Genomic DNA, 16,547 nt, shown 5'->3' with positions numbered 1-16,547 from the left:
ATGATAACTGTATTAGATAACTATCCAGCATTTTTATTAGTATTTATGCGAGTGTCTGCTTTTTTTGTAACTTTACCATTGTTTTCATATCGTAATATCCCTAATATTCATAAGATTGGCTTTGCATTTATGTTGGCATGGATTATGTTTTTTTCTCTGGATCCTCCAATAATTGAATTAGATAGTACATTTATTATGTTGCTTATTAAAGAAGCAATCTTTGGATTATTAATTGGTTTTTCTGCCTATTTTATTTTAGCGGCTATTCAAATAGCTGGTAGCTTCATTGATTTTCAAATGGGATTTGCAATAGCCAATGTTATCGATCCACAAACTGGGGGTCAAAGTCCACTTGTAGGACAATTCCTATACACGTTTGCATTTTTATTAATGTTAAGTACTAATGCACACTACCTTTTGTTAGATGGAGTTTTTTACAGCTATCAATTTGTTCCGATTGACCAGCTAGTACTTCCATTTGGTCAAGAAAACATCGTTGAATTTATTATCCAATCTTTTAATTCAATGTTTATAATAGCTTTTCAAATGTCCATTCCTGTTGTTGGTTCACTTTTTTTAGTTGATATTGCTTTAGGTGTTGTTGCTAGAACTGTTCCACAATTAAACATATTTGTTGTTGGATTGCCATTAAAAATAGGTGTCAGTTTTATTATGTTGATTTTAGTTATGGGCTCGTTGTTTTTATTGATGGAAAAGCTATTTGAAACAATGGCTTATACAATGCGTGGATTAATGCAATTGTTAGGAGGTAGTTAGTGGATGAAGTTATTATCATTAGATTTACAATTTTTCGCTGGTGAGAAAACTGAACAAGCTACTCCTAAAAAAAAGCAGGATGCAAGAAAAAAAGGGCAAGTTGCAAAGAGTGCTGATGTAAATACAGCAATATCGTTATTAACAATTTTTTTATCGTTCATATTCATTGGCGCTTTTATGAGAGATCGTATTTTAAATATGATGAGAGGTACGTTTCAAGATTTTTTACTTTTAAATTTAACAGATCAAAGTGTACATGATTTTTTTCTTACAATGTCATATCAATCTGCAATTATTTTAGCTCCTGTTATGGGAGTTGCGTTAGTAGCTGGAGTGTTGAGTAATTATTTGCAAATCGGTTTTCTTTTTTCTACAGAAGCTGTACAAATGAAACTAAATAAGCTCGATCCGATACAAGGATTTAAAAGAATATACTCGGTTAGGGCAATTGTAGAATTATTAAAGTCCTTACTCAAAATTTCATTTGTAGGTTTTGTTACTTTTGCGGTTCTTTGGTTAGATCTAGACAAAATCTTGATGTTATCTCATATTACAGTTCAGCAATCTTTCGTTTATATTGCACAACTTACAGTTAAGATGGGGTTATTTGCCTCAGGAGCTTTATTACTTCTATCATTACTAGACTATTTATACCAGAGATATGATCATGAAAAGAATTTGAGAATGTCGAAACAGGACATTAAAGATGAGTATAAGAAATCTGAAGGTGACCCACTAATTAAATCGAAAATTAAGCAAAGACAACGTGAAATGGCGATGAGAAGAATGATGCAGGATGTTCCAACTGCTGATGTTGTTATCACAAACCCAACTCACTATGCAATTGCTTTAAAATATGATGATTCAAAAATGGATGCACCATTTGTTGTTGCAATGGGTGTCGATTTAGTTGCTCAAAAAATAAAAGAAATCGCAAATTCACATGATGTAATGATGGTAGAAAATAGACCACTAGCAAGGGCTCTATATGATCAAGTAGAAATTGGACATGCAGTACCTGAAGAATTTTTCCAAGCTATTGCTGAAATTATTGCCTATGTTTATCAAGCAAAGTCTGTTTAAACTTCTAATATATTGCTAATCAATCTGTTAAATAAAAAGTAAACGTATAATTAAAAATAGATTCCCCTATCGTTAATATAGAAAGAATGATTGGTTTTAAGGAGAGAATAAACATGTCTGCAAGAGATTTATCTGTATTACTAAGTGTTATTTTAATCGTAGCGATGCTTATTATTCCATTTCCAGGTTGGTTATTAAGCTTCTTAATTATAATTAATATTTCTCTTGCCTTATTAGTTATTCTTACGTCAATGAATATGAATGAACCGTTGCAATTTTCAATCTTTCCATCATTAATCTTATTGCTAACGTTATTTAGATTAGGTTTAAATGTATCAACTACTCGTGCTATTTTAGCTGAGGGAGATGCAGGAAAGGTTATTGAGACCTTTGGAACATTTGTTACTGGTGGTAATGTTTTAGTAGGTTTTGTTGTGTTTGTCATCTTAATCGTTATTCAATTTGTCGTTATCACAAAAGGTTCTGAACGTGTTTCTGAGGTTGCCGCACGTTTTACACTTGATGCTATGCCAGGTAAACAGATGAGCATTGATGCTGATCTTAATGCTGGGATGATTTCAGAGCAGCAAGCACGTGAACGTCGAGATAAAATCTCAAATGAAGCAGATTTTTATGGAGCTATGGATGGTGCTAGTAAATTCGTTAAAGGTGATGCAATAGCAGGGATTATCATTGTCCTAATTAATATGCTATTTGGTGTTGTTATCGGTATGATGCAATTAGGAATGCCAATAGGAGAAGCTGCAGCACACTTTACGATGCTTACAGTCGGAGATGGTATTGTAAGTCAAATTCCTGCACTATTAATATCTACCGCAACTGGTATCGTTGTAACTAGAGCAGCATCAGAGGGTAACTTAGGTTCAGATATTACATCACAATTATTTGCCTATCCTAAAATGCTTTATGTTGCTTCAGGAACAATTTTTTTATTAGGAATATTTACTCCAATAGGTGTTCTTTTAACACTTCCAATTGCTGCGCTACTGGGTATTGGTGGGTATATGATAACAAAGTCTCAAAAAGAAGAAATACCTGATGAAGAAGTGTTAGAGCAGGAAACAGAAATGGATGAGATGAAAAGTCCTGAAAGTGTTGTTAATCTATTGAATATAGATCCTATTGAATTTGAATTCGGTTATGGATTAATTCCATTAGCTGATACAAATCAGGGTGGAGACCTTCTTGATCGAGTTGTTATGATAAGAAGACAATTAGCAATAGAATTTGGGATTGTTATCCCTGTTGTAAGGATAAGAGATAACATTCAGTTACAACCTAATGAATACCGTTTGAAAATTAAAGGTAATGAATTAGCTAAGGGTGAAATTTTACTAGATCATTATTTAGCAATGGCTCCAGGAATAGAGGAGGATTCAATTGAAGGTATTGATACGATAGAGCCTTCTTTTGGATTACCTGCTAAGTGGATTAATGAGGAAATGAAGGATACTGCTGAAATGTATGGATATACAGTAGTTGACCCACCATCTGTTGTGTCTACTCATATTACGGAAGTTATTAAACAGCATGCACACGAATTGTTAGGAAGACAAGAAACAAAACAATTAATTGATCATTTAAAAGAGTCATATCCAATTCTTGTAGAAGAAGTAACACCATCACCACTTAATATAGGTGATATTCAAAAAGTGCTATCAAAATTACTGCGTGAAAAGGTTTCAATTAGAAATTTACCAATTATCTTTGAAACATTAGCAGACTATGGGAAAATGTCCTCTGATACAGAGTTGTTAGCAGAATATGTTAGACAAGCTCTAGCTAAACAGATCACTTCTCAATATGTTGACCAAGATCAGATTTTAAAAGTCGTAACACTATCTGGGAGAGTAGAAAAACTAATTGCTGAGGGTGTACAACAGACTGAACATGGTAATTACTTATCATTAAGTCCTGATGTATCTCAGCAAATCATCGAATCTGTAGCAAAAGAGGTTGAAATGCTTGCATTACAACAACAAACACCAATTTTGTTGTGTTCTCCTGCAGTTCGTATGTATGTAAGACAATTAACAGATCGTTATTTTCCGCAAGTTCCGGTTTTATCTTATAATGAATTAGAAGCAAATGTTGAAGTACAGAGCATTGGGGTGGTAAATGTCGAATGAAGGTAAAAAAATATATTGCACCATCTATGCAAGAGGCTATGAAAAAGATAAGGTCTGAGATGGGTAATGACGCCGTGATTCTAAATTCAAAAATGATCTATACAGGTGGATTTTTAGGACTTTTTGCTAAGAAAAAGATTGAAGTAATTGCTGCTATGGATCCTGATGTACCTCGAAGAATGAACGAGGATACACAAAAATCTCAACAAGTTAAATCGAAGCTTCCAGAAACAACGAAACAAGAGAAAATAGATGAACAAACAGACTCAAAAGTAGTAACTGAAAATGATTCACTTTTAAATGAAATAATCGAAATGAAAAAGATGATTAAATCAATGTCTTCAAATGAAAAGAATGAATATTATCCAGAACTACTTCAGGATATGTTAAATAAACTGATAATCAGAGATGTTAATCCAGATATTCGAGGACAGATTATGTCAGAGCTTTTAGAATATTGGTATAAACAAAATGGACAGGTTACTAAAGAGCAACTAAGGCTTAAAGAAAATGAGTTATTTATCGAGCTTTTAAAGGATATAGATTTTAGTGGAGTTTCATATAAGAAAAAATATATAAATGTAATAGGTCCAACAGGAGTAGGTAAGACTACAACGTTGGCTAAATTAGCTGCTGAGTGTGTGATTCAGAAGCAAAAAAAGGTAGCGTTTATCACGACTGACACATATAGAATTGCTGCTATAGAGCAGTTAAAAACATATGCAAAAATTCTTAATGTACCATTAGAAGTATGTTATAGTGTTGAAGATTTTATAGCTGCACAAAAGAAGTTTGCTATGTATGATTATATTTTTATTGATACAGCAGGAAGGAATTTTCTTGACTCGCAGTACGTCAATGATCTTCAGAAGCTGATAGATTTTACTGACGAAATGGAAACTTTTCTTGTTTTAGCAGCCACTGCGAAAGCAGCCGATATGCTTGCTGTTTATAAACAATTTTCAGTAATTCCTATTAATAAACTCATCTTTACAAAAATGGATGAAACCTCTACAAGAGGGACTTTGTTTGATGTGATGCTGAAAACGAAAAAAGGAATAGCATATACAACACATGGTCAAAATGTTCCAGATGATATTGAAATGGCAACTAGAGAAAAAATAGTTAATCAAATACTGAGGTAATCATATGGCTAATGATCAAGCAGAACGTTTAAGGGAAAGATTAAAAAGTTTAAAGCTTCGAGCTAAATCGATTGCTGTTATGAGTGGAAAAGGAGGAGTTGGGAAATCAAATTTTTCTCTTAATTTCTCCTTAGCGTTACAAAAAGAAAATAAAAGAGTTTTATTGTTTGATTTAGATATAGGTATGGGGAATATTGACATCCTTATCGGTGAAAGCTCAAATTATTCAATTGTTGATTTCTTTCTAGGAAATCTTTCATTAGTTGATATCATTTCTCATGGTCCAAATGGTCTAGATTATATATCAGGGGGTACAGGTTTAGGTGATATTTTTAAAATGAATGAAGAAAGGTTTCAACAGTTCTTAAATGAGTTAGATTATCTCTTTAAAGCATACGATTTTATTATCTTCGATATGGGGGCAGGCATTTCAGAAGATAGCTTAAGGTTTATCTTATCTGTTGATGAGATTATTGTCATAACAACACCTGAACCCACTTCTATGACAGATGCTTATTCAGCTATTAAGAATATTTGTGTAAATCACCAAACAATGCCTTTTTCAATTGTCGTAAATCGTGCGTTTAACAATAAAGTTGGTGATCAAACCTTTCAGAGATTGTTTCAAACAATGAAACAGTTTTTAAACCGTGATGTTACTTTATTAGGAGTTATACCTGATGATTCTTCAATAATGAAAGCTGTTATAGATCAACAACCAGTTCTTTTATATCAGCCGAGCTGCAAAGCAAGCAAAGCACTATTATTAATTTCTAAGGACTTTTTGACTAGAATTGATAAAAATGAAGATATACCTGAATCAACACCTTTTATATCGAAATTAAAAAGTTTCTTCATGAAAGGTAGGCAAATATAATGGTGAAAATTCGTGTACTTGTTGTAGATGATTCAGCTTTTATGAGAAAACTAATTACTGATTTTCTTAATGAGGATGAAATTATTGAAGTTGTTGGTGTAGCTAGGAATGGTGAAGATGCATTAGTAAAAATTAAGGAATTAAATCCAGATGTAGTAACGCTAGATGTAGAAATGCCTGTTAAGAATGGTCTAGAGGCTTTAAAGGATATTATGAAACAGTTCCCTAGACCAGTGATTATGCTATCAAGTACAACAAAAGAAGGGGCAGAAAATACAATCCTGTCATTACAGTACGGTGCCTTTGATTTCATTGCTAAACCTTCTGGTGCTATTTCATTAGATCTATATAAAGTGAAAGAGGATCTAATTGAAAAAGTTAAATTGGCAAAAAGAGCAAATATATCTAATTCATTACTACAACCAATTTCGAAAAAATATCCCAAAATCCAACAAGGATATAGTAAAATAGACTCAAAGAGTATAGTAAGACCAAAGTCTATCGACAAAATCTCTAAAAATAAATCGTTGGTTTGTATTGGTACATCAACAGGTGGGCCCAGAGCACTACAGCAAGTGTTACCGAAAATCCCTGCAGATATTAATGCTCCAATATTTATTGTACAGCATATGCCTCCAGGATTTACGTTATCATTAGCTAATCGCTTAAATACAGTTTCTTTAATAACTGTTAAAGAAGCTGAAAATGGAGAATTAGTTAAAAATGGAACAGCTTATATTGCACCTGGTGGTTCCCACTTGAAGGTTATAAAATCAGGAACTTCTTTAACGATTAAGATCGATCAATCTGATATAAGAAATGGTCATCGACCTTCTGTAGATGTTATGTTCGAATCCATTTCTGAAATTCCTGAATTTAAGAAGATCGCTGTAATTATGACAGGTATGGGAGCAGATGGTTCTGATGGATTAAAGAAACTTAAAAATACAGGTCTCGTGAAAGCAATATCAGAATCTGAACAAACTTCTATTGTTTATGGAATGCCTAAAGCTGCTGTTGGAACAACTTTTGTTGATAAAATAGAGAATGTTGAAAATATTGCAGCAGCCATTATGGATTACCTAGAGAATCAATAATAATAAAAAACTGTTAAGTATTTATACTTTTATGTGCATTAAGCAGTGTTTTAATTTGATTATACAATTAACAACAGACGAAACTAAGGGGTGTACCTTAATGGAAATGAACCAGTACTTAGAAGTATTTATTGAAGAAAGCAAAGAGCACTTACAAGCTTGTAATGAAAAATTACTAGAGTTAGAGAAGAACCCTAGTGATATCTCTATTGTTAATGATATATTTCGTTCAGCCCATACCCTAAAAGGTATGAGTGCAACAATGGGCTATGAAGATTTAGCAAGCCTTACTCATCAAATGGAAAATGTACTTGATTTAATTAGAAACGAAAAATTATCTGTAACTGCCGATATCTTAGATGTTGTATTTGCTTCTGTAGATGACTTAGAGGAGATGGTATTCTCAATTGCTGAAGGTGGAGATGGTAAGAAGGATGTATCAAAGGTGGTTGAGCTACTTAAAAAGATAGAGAAGGGTGAAGATTTAACTTCTGAATCAGCGCCACAAGCAGTTGTTAAAAATGATCAACTCAATCAATCTAGTAGACTAATTGAAGACTATGATGATTTTGAATATACAGTAATTAACCAATCTAAGGAACAAGGTTTCTCTGCTTATGAATTAACGATCACTCTTAGAGAGGATTGCTTGTTAAAAGCTGCTAGGGTTTTCATGGTATTTGAAATACTTGAGAACTCTGGAGAAGTAATTAAATCAATTCCATCAGTTGATTTACTAGAAGAGGAGAAGTTTGATTCTAAGTTTACAGTCGCTTTTGTTACAAAGGAATCTAGTGAGGATATTAAAAATAAAGTGATGAAGGTTTCAGAAATTGAAGATGTCCAAGTACATATCATTGACACTTCAAGAACTAATCATATTCAAAATCAGTCACAATCTTCAACTCAGGAAAATGAAGTTCTTCTAAATGACACCAACCTAACTAAGGTTCAAGAACAAGAAGTGAAAACAGCCTCAAAGCAGGTTGCAGCAGCTGCTACAAGTTCTAAAACAATTCGTGTTAATATTGAACGTTTAGATATTCTGATGAATCTTTTTGAAGAGCTGGTTATAGATCGTGGTAGATTAGAGTCAATATCAAAAGAGCTAAATAATAATGAATTAGATGAAACAGTAGAAAGAATGTCTCGAATTTCAGGAGATCTTCAAAATATCATCTTAAATATGAGAATGGTACCTGTTGAAACAGTATTTAATCGCTTCCCAAGAATGATTAGACAATTAGCAAAAGATTTAAATAAGAAAATTAATCTTGAAATTGTCGGTGCTGAGACAGAATTAGATAGAACAGTAATAGATGAAATTGGTGATCCACTTGTTCATCTTTTAAGAAATGCAATAGATCATGGCGTTGAGATGCCAGATATTAGAATGAAAAATGGTAAGCCTGAAGAAGGAAATGTTGTTTTAAGAGCATATCATAGCGGAAACCATGTCTTTATTGAAATTGAAGATGATGGTGCAGGGATAAGTAGAGAACGAGTGTTAAATAAAGCAATCGATCGAGGAATTGTTACACCACAGGTTGCTTCTACATTGACTGATAAACAGGTTTATGAGCTTATATTAGCTTCAGGCTTCTCTACAGCTGATAAAATTTCTGATATATCTGGACGAGGTGTAGGATTAGATGTTGTTAAGAGTACAATAGAATCACTTGGTGGGACAGTGGATATTGATGCTCAAGAAGGAAAAGGTTCACTATTTTCAATTCAACTGCCATTAACTTTATCTATTATTTCAGTCATGTTAGTTGAACTACAAAATGAGAAATATGCTATTCCTTTATCTTCTATTATTGAAACTGCCGTTATTAAAAAAGAAGAAATTCTTCATGCTCATAATCAAAAGGTAATTGATTTTAGAGGGAAAATAGTACCGTTAGTCTTTTTATCAGAGGTATTTGAAATGGAAGATACTGTGAGAAATGAAGACTTTGTTTCATTAATAATTGTCCGTAAAGGAGAAAAAATGGCCGCTTTAGTTGTTGACTCTTTCATTGGTCAACAGGAAATTGTACTAAAGTCACTTGGAAACTATTTAAACTCCGTTTTCGCTATTTCTGGAGCAACAATTCTTGGTGATGGACAAGTGGCATTAATTGTAGACTGTAATTCATTAATTAAATAAACTACTTTTTAAGAAGGAAAGAACTTAATAGATAAATTGATTTGAGGTTCCTATTATAAGATTATTTAGCAATAAAAATTAGATAATAGGAACAATGGTCAATTGAATATTAGTAAGGTAATAATAAACTATTTATTTCAACAAATAGAAGTGCTTATTAGAAAGGGGTTTATAAGATGAGTGAATTTCAATCAAATGATGTAAAAGTTATTGTTTTTCAATTAAAGGATGAGGAATATGGAATTCCTGTTGAACAAGTTCGATCAATTGAAAAAGTCCAACATATAACGAGAGTTCCAAAAACATCTTCTTATATTAAAGGAGTTATTAATTTACGAGGTGTTGTTACACCAATAATTGACTTACGTAGACGTTTTGATCTTGAAGAAGTTGAGAACTCTGATAGTACTAGAATGATCATTGTTTCAAGGGAAGATATTGAAGTTGGATTTATAGTGGATGCTGCAAATGATGTTATTGATATTAACCAAGATTTAATAGAACCAGCACCAGAAGTTGTGGGATCTGTTCAGGCGGAGTATATCCAGGGTGTAGCAAAATTAGATAAAAGATTAATTGTAATGATTGACTTAGCACAGGTGTTAAAAGCAGAAAATGTGCCTTCTAAGCTAAGTGTATAGGAGTTAATGTATGGATTTTATCGGAGGTATATCGCCTGAGCATTTAGATATTTTAAAAGAGGTTGGTAATATTGGAGCAGGTCACTCTGCTACATCTCTTTCGAAACTATTAAATAAAAAAATAGATATGAATGTACCTGATGTAAAAGTGGTTTCCTTTAATGAATTAATGGAACGTTTGGGTGGACCTGATGTTGTTATTGCCAGTGTGTTTTTAAGAATGGAAGGAGATATACCTGGTTCTCTCTTTTTTGTTCTAAGCATCGAACAAGCAGAAAGGTTTATTCAACAGTTGATTATGGATCCAAGCTTCTCATTTTCGTCGCAAACAAGTGAAAATGAACTAGGATTATCAGCATTTCAAGAACTAGGTAATATTCTAACGGGATCATATCTTTCTTCATTGTCTGATCTAACGAATCTTACTATATATCCTTCTGTACCTGCATTTACTGTTGACATGTTTGGGGCTGTTATTAGTCACGGATTAATTGAACTATCTCATGTCAGTGATTATGCAATAATAATTGACACGGTTATAAAAGAAGAAGATCAGCTTGAAAGTGATCTAGTAAAAGGTCATTTCTTCCTTCTACCAGATCCAGATTCATTTAATAAATTATTCAAAGCACTGGGTGTAACAAATGAAGCTTGAATCATTAGAGATAATTAAAGTTGGTATCGCAGATTTAAATATAGTGAAAATGCCAAATCATATCCGCACATCAGGATTAGGTTCTTGTGTAGGTCTTATTTTATTTGACAAAATTAATAAAATTGGTGGTTTAGCTCATATTATGCTACCTGATTCTTCACTTGCTAATAAGAACGATTTTAATCATGCTAAGTATGCAGATACTGCTATTCCAATGTTAATTAGTCAGTTAGCTGATGCTGGAGCAAAAATAAGGTCTCTTCAAGCTAAAATGGCTGGAGGAGCTCAGATGTTCCAATTCCAATCTGCCAGTGACATGATGAGGATAGGGCCAAGAAATGTCGAAGCTATAAAACAAATTCTACATTCTAACCATATTCATCTTCTGAGCGAAGACGTTGGAGGAAATAGTGGTCGTACAATTGAATTTAATCCGGCAACATGTGAATTAATGATTCGAACAGTCAATCAAGGTACAAAAGTGATTTAATAGTTTGGCTATGTTTATCTTTTTTAATAGTAGTTTATAACATAGCCAATAAATTTAAAAATCATGATGAGGGGGATTGAAATGTCACAAATAACTTTAACTGAAGAACAAGTAATATGGCAAAAATGGATAGATGTTCGTGACTCTTATGCAGGTGATGTTCTAATAAAAAAGTATATGCCCCTTGTTTCTTATCATGTTCAACGGATTTCGGTAGGTCTTCCCAAAAGTGTTAACAAGGACGATTTAATGAGCCTGGGTTTATTTGGGCTATACGATGCTTTAGAGAAATTTGATCCAAATCGTGACCTTAAATTTGATACTTATGCTTCTTTTAGAGTAAGAGGTGCGATTATTGATGGTCTTCGTAAAGAGGATTGGCTTCCTAGAAGTTCTCGTGAACGAGCAAAAAAGGTTGAAGCAACCATTGTTAAGCTTGAACAAAGGCATATGAGAAATGTAACTCCTCAAGAAATTGCGACTGAACTAGGTTTATCCGAAGGTGAAGTTGTTAATGTTATAAATGAAGGTTTTTTTGCTAATGTTCTGTCAATAGATGATCAAATGTTTGATCAGGATGACGGTGAAACATTAGGATTTACTATTAAGGATGATAACCAAGAAACTCCAGATGAAAAATTAATTAAAGAAGAGTTAATTGAAAAATTGTCAGAAGTGATTACTCAGTTAAGTGAAAAAGAACAATTAGTTATTAGTTTTTTCTATAAAGAAGAATTAACACTAACTGAAATTGGTCAAGTGATGAATTTATCAACTTCTAGAATTTCACAAATCCATTCGAAGGCATTATTTAAGTTAAGAAAAATACTTGAAAATGTTGTTCATTAGTATAAAATCACATGCAAAAAACAAAGGAATAGATTACTAGGATCATTCAATCTTATGTAGGTACCATTGTTTGCTAAACACCAGGATAATAAAAATAACACCAAGATATAAAGAATGAGTATGGACATACAGAGACTAAAGGGTGTGATTCATTCTGAGTTTCAAAAGTATTGAAATGCAAATTGCTCTTCCTCGTACACATGATGCTGGAAAGATACAGGAGCAATTAAATCAAAGAGGTCAAATAAGCCAAGACCAGCTTGCAAATTCCCTCCAAAAACAAGTAGAATTGCAGAGAACCCAAGTTCAAGAGAATGATGAAAGTGCAAAATTGCTCTTAAAGAAGGAGCAATCTAATCATCAAAGTAAAGATCAAAGAAGAAATAAAGAGGAACAAACAGAAGAAGAGAATCCCGATCATCCTTATAAAGGAAAAAACATAGATTTTTTTGGATAAGAGAGGATGTTTATTACGACTATATTAATTTTGATAAGTTTACTACTTCATGTAGTAGCTTTTTATTTTATTGTAGTTCTTTATATGAAATATTCTACAATGAAAAGTTTAACAGATAACCAAAGAAAAATTCTAGAAGATACAGAAAACTCGATGACAAGCTTTTTAATTGAGATGAAAGATGAAAATGATCGATTGATAGAGCAATTAACTAACAATTCTTCATTGATTCCTCAAGAAGTAGCTCCAAAGGACAATAAGAATGCCAAAGTAAATAACATAGCAGCTAAAGCTAGTAGTTATGACATCGACAAGATGAAAAAAAGTAAAAAAGAAGAGAATGAGAATGAGAATGAGGATGAGGGTCTACCAAAGCATCTAAGTCAAATAGACGAAGTAAAAGATACGATTGAAATTAGTGAATCAACATTAGCCGAAATAGAAACGTTACCATTTGAAATCGAAGCTATAAATCTTTATGAAAATGGCTATAGTATAGAACAGATTGCTAGAAAATTTAATAAAGGAAAAACTGAGGTTGAGCTTATCTTAAAATTTCGTCAATAATATGAAGATGACAGTACCATATCGACAATTAATTACAAAAGAAGTTTAACTTAAACCTTGATTGTCATATTTCGATATGGTATATTAATTTTTGGTGTTAATACACACGCTTATAGATTTAGGCATTGGTGCTGTTTTTTGCAAAAAGTAAATTAACAGTTTTGTTTAAAGATGATATAAGCGGAGGAGATCAAAACCATTAGGAGGAACAAACACATGTCAGTAATATCAATGAAGCAATTGCTTGAAGCTGGTGTTCACTTCGGTCATCAAACACGTCGTTGGAACCCAAAAATGAAACGTTACATCTTCACAGAGCGTAACGGAATTTATATCATCGACCTTCAAAAAACTGTTAAAAAGGTTGAGGAAGCTTACAAATTCGTTAAAGAACTTGGAGCTGAAGGCGGTACAATCCTATTCGTAGGTACGAAAAAACAAGCACAAGATTCTGTTAAAGAAGAAGCAGAACGTTCTGGAATGTACTTTGTAAACCAACGTTGGTTAGGTGGTACATTAACAAACTTTGAAACAATCCAAAAACGTATTAAGCGTCTTAAAGATATTCAAAGAATGCAGGAAGATGGAACTTTTGAAGTTCTACCTAAAAAAGAAGTTGTACAACTTAAAAAAGAGCTTGAGCGTCTTGAAAAATTCCTAGGCGGAATTAAAGACATGAAGCAATTACCAGATGCATTATTTATTATCGATCCTCGTAAAGAGCGTATCGCAGTAGCAGAAGCTCGTAAATTAAACATTCCGATCGTAGGTATCGTTGATACTAACTGTGATCCAGATGAAATTGATTACGTAATCCCTGCAAACGATGATGCAATCCGTGCTGTTAAGCTTCTAACTGCAAAAATCGCAGATGCAATTTTAGAATCTAAACAAGGTGAAGAAACTACACCTGCTTAATGTGCAAAAGGTGATAAGGGGGAATAGCCTTTTATCACCTTTTTTTAAAGTAAGCTACATATGATTTTTTAGGGTAACATTTTTTGAGTAACTATTGTTTTGGATATAATATATGAGAAGCAATAGTGAGATTTTTACATTAACCTTTTAAATAGGTAGATGATGTACATTAGTTATCCCTTGCTAATTTACAAATGTTAAATAAATTTAATTGACTTTAAGGAGGAATACCGTTATGGCAGTAACTGCACAAATGGTAAAAGAATTACGTGAGAAAACAGGCGCAGGAATGATGGATTGTAAAAAAGCGTTAACTGAAACAAACGGAGATTTAGATCAAGCAATTGATTATCTTCGTGAAAAAGGAATTGCAAAAGCAGCTAAAAAAGCTGATCGTATTGCAGCAGAAGGTTCTACTTTAGTTAAAGTTAGTGGTAATGAGGCAGTTATTTTAGAGGTTAACTCTGAAACAGACTTTGTTGCAAAAAATGAAGGTTTCAAAGAATTAATTAACGGATTAGCAGATTTCTTATTGGCTAAGAAGCCTGCTGATGCTGAAACAGCTTTAACTGAAACAATGGATAATGGAACAATAGTTGCTGATTACATTAATTCTGCAATTGCAAAAATTGGTGAAAAAATCACTCTTCGTCGTTTCACTATCGTTTCTAAAACAGACAATGATTCTTTCGGTGCATACTTACACATGGGCGGACGCATTGGTGTGTTAACTTTATTAGAGGGAACTACTGATGAAGCTGCTGCTAAAGATGTTGCTATGCATATAGCTGCAGTTAATCCTAAATATGTTTCTCGTGACCAAGTATCTGCTGAAGAAGCTGAGCATGAGCGTAAAATCTTAACTGAACAAGCTCTTAACGAAGGAAAACCTGAAAATATCGTAGCTAAAATGGTTGAAGGTCGTTTAGGGAAGTATTTTGAAGATATTTGTTTATTAGACCAAAGCTTTGTTAAAAATCCAGATCAAAAAGTAAAGCAATTTGTTGAATCAAAAGGTGGTACTGTAAATACATTCATCCGTTACGAAGTAGGAGAAGGTATCGAAAAGCGTCAAGACAATTTTGCTGAAGAAGTAATGAGCCAAGTTAAGAAATAACTTTCATTTTTTCAAAAAAATTCAAGTTATTTACACTTGATGCTAAAATTGTAAAAAAGGGAACACAGTTGTGTGTTCCCTTCTTTTGAAGATAAACAGAGAAATTTTACTAAAAAAATATAAGCTGCCCATTAATAGAAGGTTAAATCACCTTCTATTAATGAACCGCTTATCCGATCTAAGGCTATAGCGAGCCGTTAACGCTTTAACTAGAAGCGGAACTAGAGTTGGAGGTAAATATGAGTAAACCAAAATATCAACGTATTGTACTTAAATTAAGTGGTGAAGCACTAGCAGGTGATAATGGATTTGGTATTAATCCATCTGTCATTCAATCAATAGCAAAACAAGTAAAAGAAATAGCTGAGTTAGATGTTGAGGTTGCTGTAGTTGTAGGCGGTGGAAACATATGGCGAGGTAAAATTGGTAGTGAGATGGGCATGGACCGTGCAACTGCTGATTACATGGGTATGCTTGCTACAGTAATGAATTCTCTTGCTTTACAAGATAGTCTTGAAACACTTGGTATTCAAACTAGAGTACAAACATCTATTGAAATGAGACAAGTGGCCGAGCCTTACATAAGAAGGAAAGCAATTCGTCATTTAGAGAAGAAACGTGTCGTTATTTTTGCAGCAGGAACAGGAAATCCATACTTTTCAACTGATACAACAGCAGCTTTACGTGCTGCTGAGATTGAAGCTGATGTCATTTTAATGGCTAAAAACAATGTTGATGGAGTTTATAATGCTGATCCTAGATTAGATAAAGATGCGGTAAAATATGAAACGTTATCTTATTTAGATGTATTAAAAGAAGGATTAGCAGTAATGGATTCAACTGCTTCATCTTTATGTATGGATAATGATATTCCACTAATTGTATTTTCAATTATGGAAGAAGGTAACATTAAACGTGTAGTTGTCGGTGAAAATATCGGTACAATCGTAAGGGGGAAATAAACGTGGCTAAAGAAGTATTGGCAAACACTAAGGATAAGATGGAAAAGGCAGTTAGTTCTCTAAGTCGGGAGTTAGCATCAATTAGAGCTGGGCGAGCTAGTGCTAATTTACTAGATAAATTATCTGTTGATTATTATGGTGCTCCTACTCCAGTTAATCAACTTGCTTCTATAAGTGTTCCAGAAGCACGTCTATTAGTAATTCAGCCTTATGATAAATCAGTTTTAGGAGATATTGAAAAAGCTATCCAAAAATCTGATTTAGGTATAACTCCTTCTAATGACGGGTCTATTATTCGTTTATCAATTCCTGCTCTTACAGAAGAAAGACGTAAAGAGCTTGTGAAATTAGTAAAGAAATATGCCGAAGAAGCAAAAGTTGCTGTCCGTAATGTTAGAAGAGATGGTAATGATGATTTGAAAAAACTTGAAAAAAATGGTGAAATTACTGAGGATGAGCTAAGAGGTAACACAGAAAACATCCAAAAGTTAACAGATGAATTTATTGTTAAAGTAGACAGTGTTGCAAAAGATAAAGAAAAAGAAATCATGGAAGTTTAACAAAAAAATATGTACAATAAGTAAAGAAAGACCCTCTAACGTTTACAGGG

General features: G+C 33.0%; 17 protein-coding genes. All 17 read left to right on the top strand.

Going from position 1 to position 16,547, the window contains the following annotated elements:
* The 17 genes from fliR to frr all read left to right on the top strand — a co-directional run bounded on the left by fliR (position 1) and on the right by frr (position 16,497).
* Positions 1 to 777 (top strand): flagellar biosynthetic protein FliR, encoded by a 777-nt coding sequence (gene fliR / locus FS935_RS06070; RefSeq protein ID WP_146946690.1) that lies wholly within the window; start codon positions 1 to 3, stop codon positions 775 to 777.
* Between the two features lie 3 nt (positions 778 to 780).
* Positions 781 to 1,860: a flagellar biosynthesis protein FlhB gene (gene flhB / locus FS935_RS06065; RefSeq protein ID WP_146946689.1), complete on the top strand. Its 1,080-nt coding sequence runs from the start codon at positions 781 to 783 to the stop codon at positions 1,858 to 1,860.
* A 113-nt stretch (positions 1,861 to 1,973) separates the two neighbouring features.
* The gene (gene flhA, locus FS935_RS06060) at positions 1,974 to 4,010 is read left to right on the top strand and encodes a flagellar biosynthesis protein FlhA (protein ID WP_146946688.1); all 2,037 of its coding nucleotides are present in this window, start codon (positions 1,974 to 1,976) and stop codon (positions 4,008 to 4,010) included.
* Positions 4,007 to 5,155, top strand: coding sequence for a flagellar biosynthesis GTPase FlhF (gene flhF / locus FS935_RS06055; RefSeq protein WP_146946687.1), 1,149 nt, complete (start codon positions 4,007 to 4,009; stop codon positions 5,153 to 5,155). Before flhA ends, flhF begins: the two co-directional genes overlap by 4 nt.
* A 4-nt stretch (positions 5,156 to 5,159) precedes the next feature.
* The gene (locus FS935_RS06050; protein WP_146946686.1) at positions 5,160 to 6,032 is read left to right on the top strand and encodes a MinD/ParA family protein; all 873 of its coding nucleotides are present in this window, start codon (positions 5,160 to 5,162) and stop codon (positions 6,030 to 6,032) included.
* Complete coding sequence (locus tag FS935_RS06045; RefSeq protein ID WP_146946685.1) at positions 6,032 to 7,129, top strand: protein-glutamate methylesterase/protein-glutamine glutaminase; 1,098 nt, start codon at positions 6,032 to 6,034, stop codon at positions 7,127 to 7,129. Before FS935_RS06050 ends, FS935_RS06045 begins: the two co-directional genes overlap by 1 nt.
* 100 nt (positions 7,130 to 7,229) lie before the next feature.
* Complete coding sequence (locus FS935_RS06040; RefSeq protein ID WP_146946684.1) at positions 7,230 to 9,281, top strand: chemotaxis protein CheA; 2,052 nt, start codon at positions 7,230 to 7,232, stop codon at positions 9,279 to 9,281.
* A 176-nt stretch (positions 9,282 to 9,457) separates the two neighbouring features.
* Positions 9,458 to 9,922: a chemotaxis protein CheW gene (locus tag FS935_RS06035; RefSeq protein WP_146946683.1), complete on the top strand. Its 465-nt coding sequence runs from the start codon at positions 9,458 to 9,460 to the stop codon at positions 9,920 to 9,922.
* Positions 9,923 to 9,932: 10 nt separating this feature from the next.
* Complete coding sequence (locus FS935_RS06030; RefSeq protein ID WP_146946682.1) at positions 9,933 to 10,577, top strand: chemotaxis protein CheC; 645 nt, start codon at positions 9,933 to 9,935, stop codon at positions 10,575 to 10,577.
* A complete protein-coding gene (locus FS935_RS06025; protein ID WP_146946681.1) occupies positions 10,567 to 11,067 on the top strand; it encodes a chemotaxis protein CheD in 501 nt (166 codons plus the stop codon). The genes FS935_RS06030 and FS935_RS06025 overlap by 11 nt, the downstream gene beginning before the upstream one ends.
* An 81-nt stretch (positions 11,068 to 11,148) precedes the next feature.
* Complete coding sequence (locus tag FS935_RS06020) at positions 11,149 to 11,916, top strand: FliA/WhiG family RNA polymerase sigma factor (RefSeq protein ID WP_146946680.1); 768 nt, start codon at positions 11,149 to 11,151, stop codon at positions 11,914 to 11,916.
* Between the two features lie 175 nt (positions 11,917 to 12,091).
* On the top strand, positions 12,092 to 12,373 hold the full coding sequence (locus FS935_RS06015; protein WP_146946679.1) for a hypothetical protein: 282 nt from the start codon (positions 12,092 to 12,094) through the stop codon (positions 12,371 to 12,373).
* Between the two features lie 84 nt (positions 12,374 to 12,457).
* The gene (locus tag FS935_RS06010; protein WP_158638551.1) at positions 12,458 to 12,940 is read left to right on the top strand and encodes a hypothetical protein; all 483 of its coding nucleotides are present in this window, start codon (positions 12,458 to 12,460) and stop codon (positions 12,938 to 12,940) included.
* A 216-nt stretch (positions 12,941 to 13,156) separates the two neighbouring features.
* A complete protein-coding gene (rpsB, locus tag FS935_RS06005) occupies positions 13,157 to 13,858 on the top strand; it encodes a 30S ribosomal protein S2 (protein ID WP_146946677.1) in 702 nt (233 codons plus the stop codon).
* Between the two features lie 235 nt (positions 13,859 to 14,093).
* On the top strand, positions 14,094 to 14,975 hold the full coding sequence (gene tsf, locus FS935_RS06000) for a translation elongation factor Ts (protein ID WP_146946676.1): 882 nt from the start codon (positions 14,094 to 14,096) through the stop codon (positions 14,973 to 14,975).
* Positions 14,976 to 15,214: 239 nt separating this feature from the next.
* Positions 15,215 to 15,937 carry a UMP kinase gene (pyrH, locus tag FS935_RS05995; protein ID WP_146946675.1) on the top strand — a complete coding sequence of 241 codons (723 nt, stop codon included), beginning with the start codon at positions 15,215 to 15,217 and terminating at the stop codon, positions 15,935 to 15,937.
* A 2-nt stretch (positions 15,938 to 15,939) separates the two neighbouring features.
* Positions 15,940 to 16,497 (top strand): ribosome recycling factor, encoded by a 558-nt coding sequence (gene frr, locus FS935_RS05990; protein ID WP_146946674.1) that lies wholly within the window; start codon positions 15,940 to 15,942, stop codon positions 16,495 to 16,497.
* Positions 16,498 to 16,547: the final 50 nt, after the last annotated feature.

It is taken from the genome of Metabacillus litoralis (genome assembly GCF_007994985.1).
GTDB lineage: Bacteria > Bacillota > Bacilli > Bacillales > Bacillaceae > Metabacillus > Metabacillus litoralis.
This window is presented reverse-complemented; position numbering and strand designations above follow the sequence as displayed.

Coding starts and splice junctions, on each gene's coding strand:
- pyrH (WP_146946675.1), top strand. CDS start 15,215: ATGAGTAAACCAAAATATCAACGTATTGTACTTAAATTAAGTGGTGAA.
- FS935_RS06010 (WP_158638551.1), top strand. CDS start 12,458: ATGAAATATTCTACAATGAAAAGTTTAACAGATAACCAAAGAAAAATT.
- FS935_RS06035 (WP_146946683.1), top strand. CDS start 9,458: ATGAGTGAATTTCAATCAAATGATGTAAAAGTTATTGTTTTTCAATTA.
- rpsB (WP_146946677.1), top strand. CDS start 13,157: ATGTCAGTAATATCAATGAAGCAATTGCTTGAAGCTGGTGTTCACTTC.
- FS935_RS06020 (WP_146946680.1), top strand. CDS start 11,149: ATGTCACAAATAACTTTAACTGAAGAACAAGTAATATGGCAAAAATGG.
- FS935_RS06045 (WP_146946685.1), top strand. CDS start 6,032: ATGGTGAAAATTCGTGTACTTGTTGTAGATGATTCAGCTTTTATGAGA.
- FS935_RS06025 (WP_146946681.1), top strand. CDS start 10,567: ATGAAGCTTGAATCATTAGAGATAATTAAAGTTGGTATCGCAGATTTA.
- flhB (WP_146946689.1), top strand. CDS start 781: ATGAAGTTATTATCATTAGATTTACAATTTTTCGCTGGTGAGAAAACT.
- FS935_RS06050 (WP_146946686.1), top strand. CDS start 5,160: ATGGCTAATGATCAAGCAGAACGTTTAAGGGAAAGATTAAAAAGTTTA.
- flhF (WP_146946687.1), top strand. CDS start 4,007: ATGAAGGTAAAAAAATATATTGCACCATCTATGCAAGAGGCTATGAAA.
- FS935_RS06030 (WP_146946682.1), top strand. CDS start 9,933: ATGGATTTTATCGGAGGTATATCGCCTGAGCATTTAGATATTTTAAAA.
- tsf (WP_146946676.1), top strand. CDS start 14,094: ATGGCAGTAACTGCACAAATGGTAAAAGAATTACGTGAGAAAACAGGC.
- FS935_RS06015 (WP_146946679.1), top strand. CDS start 12,092: ATGCAAATTGCTCTTCCTCGTACACATGATGCTGGAAAGATACAGGAG.
- fliR (WP_146946690.1), top strand. CDS start 1: ATGATAACTGTATTAGATAACTATCCAGCATTTTTATTAGTATTTATG.
- FS935_RS06040 (WP_146946684.1), top strand. CDS start 7,230: ATGGAAATGAACCAGTACTTAGAAGTATTTATTGAAGAAAGCAAAGAG.
- flhA (WP_146946688.1), top strand. CDS start 1,974: ATGTCTGCAAGAGATTTATCTGTATTACTAAGTGTTATTTTAATCGTA.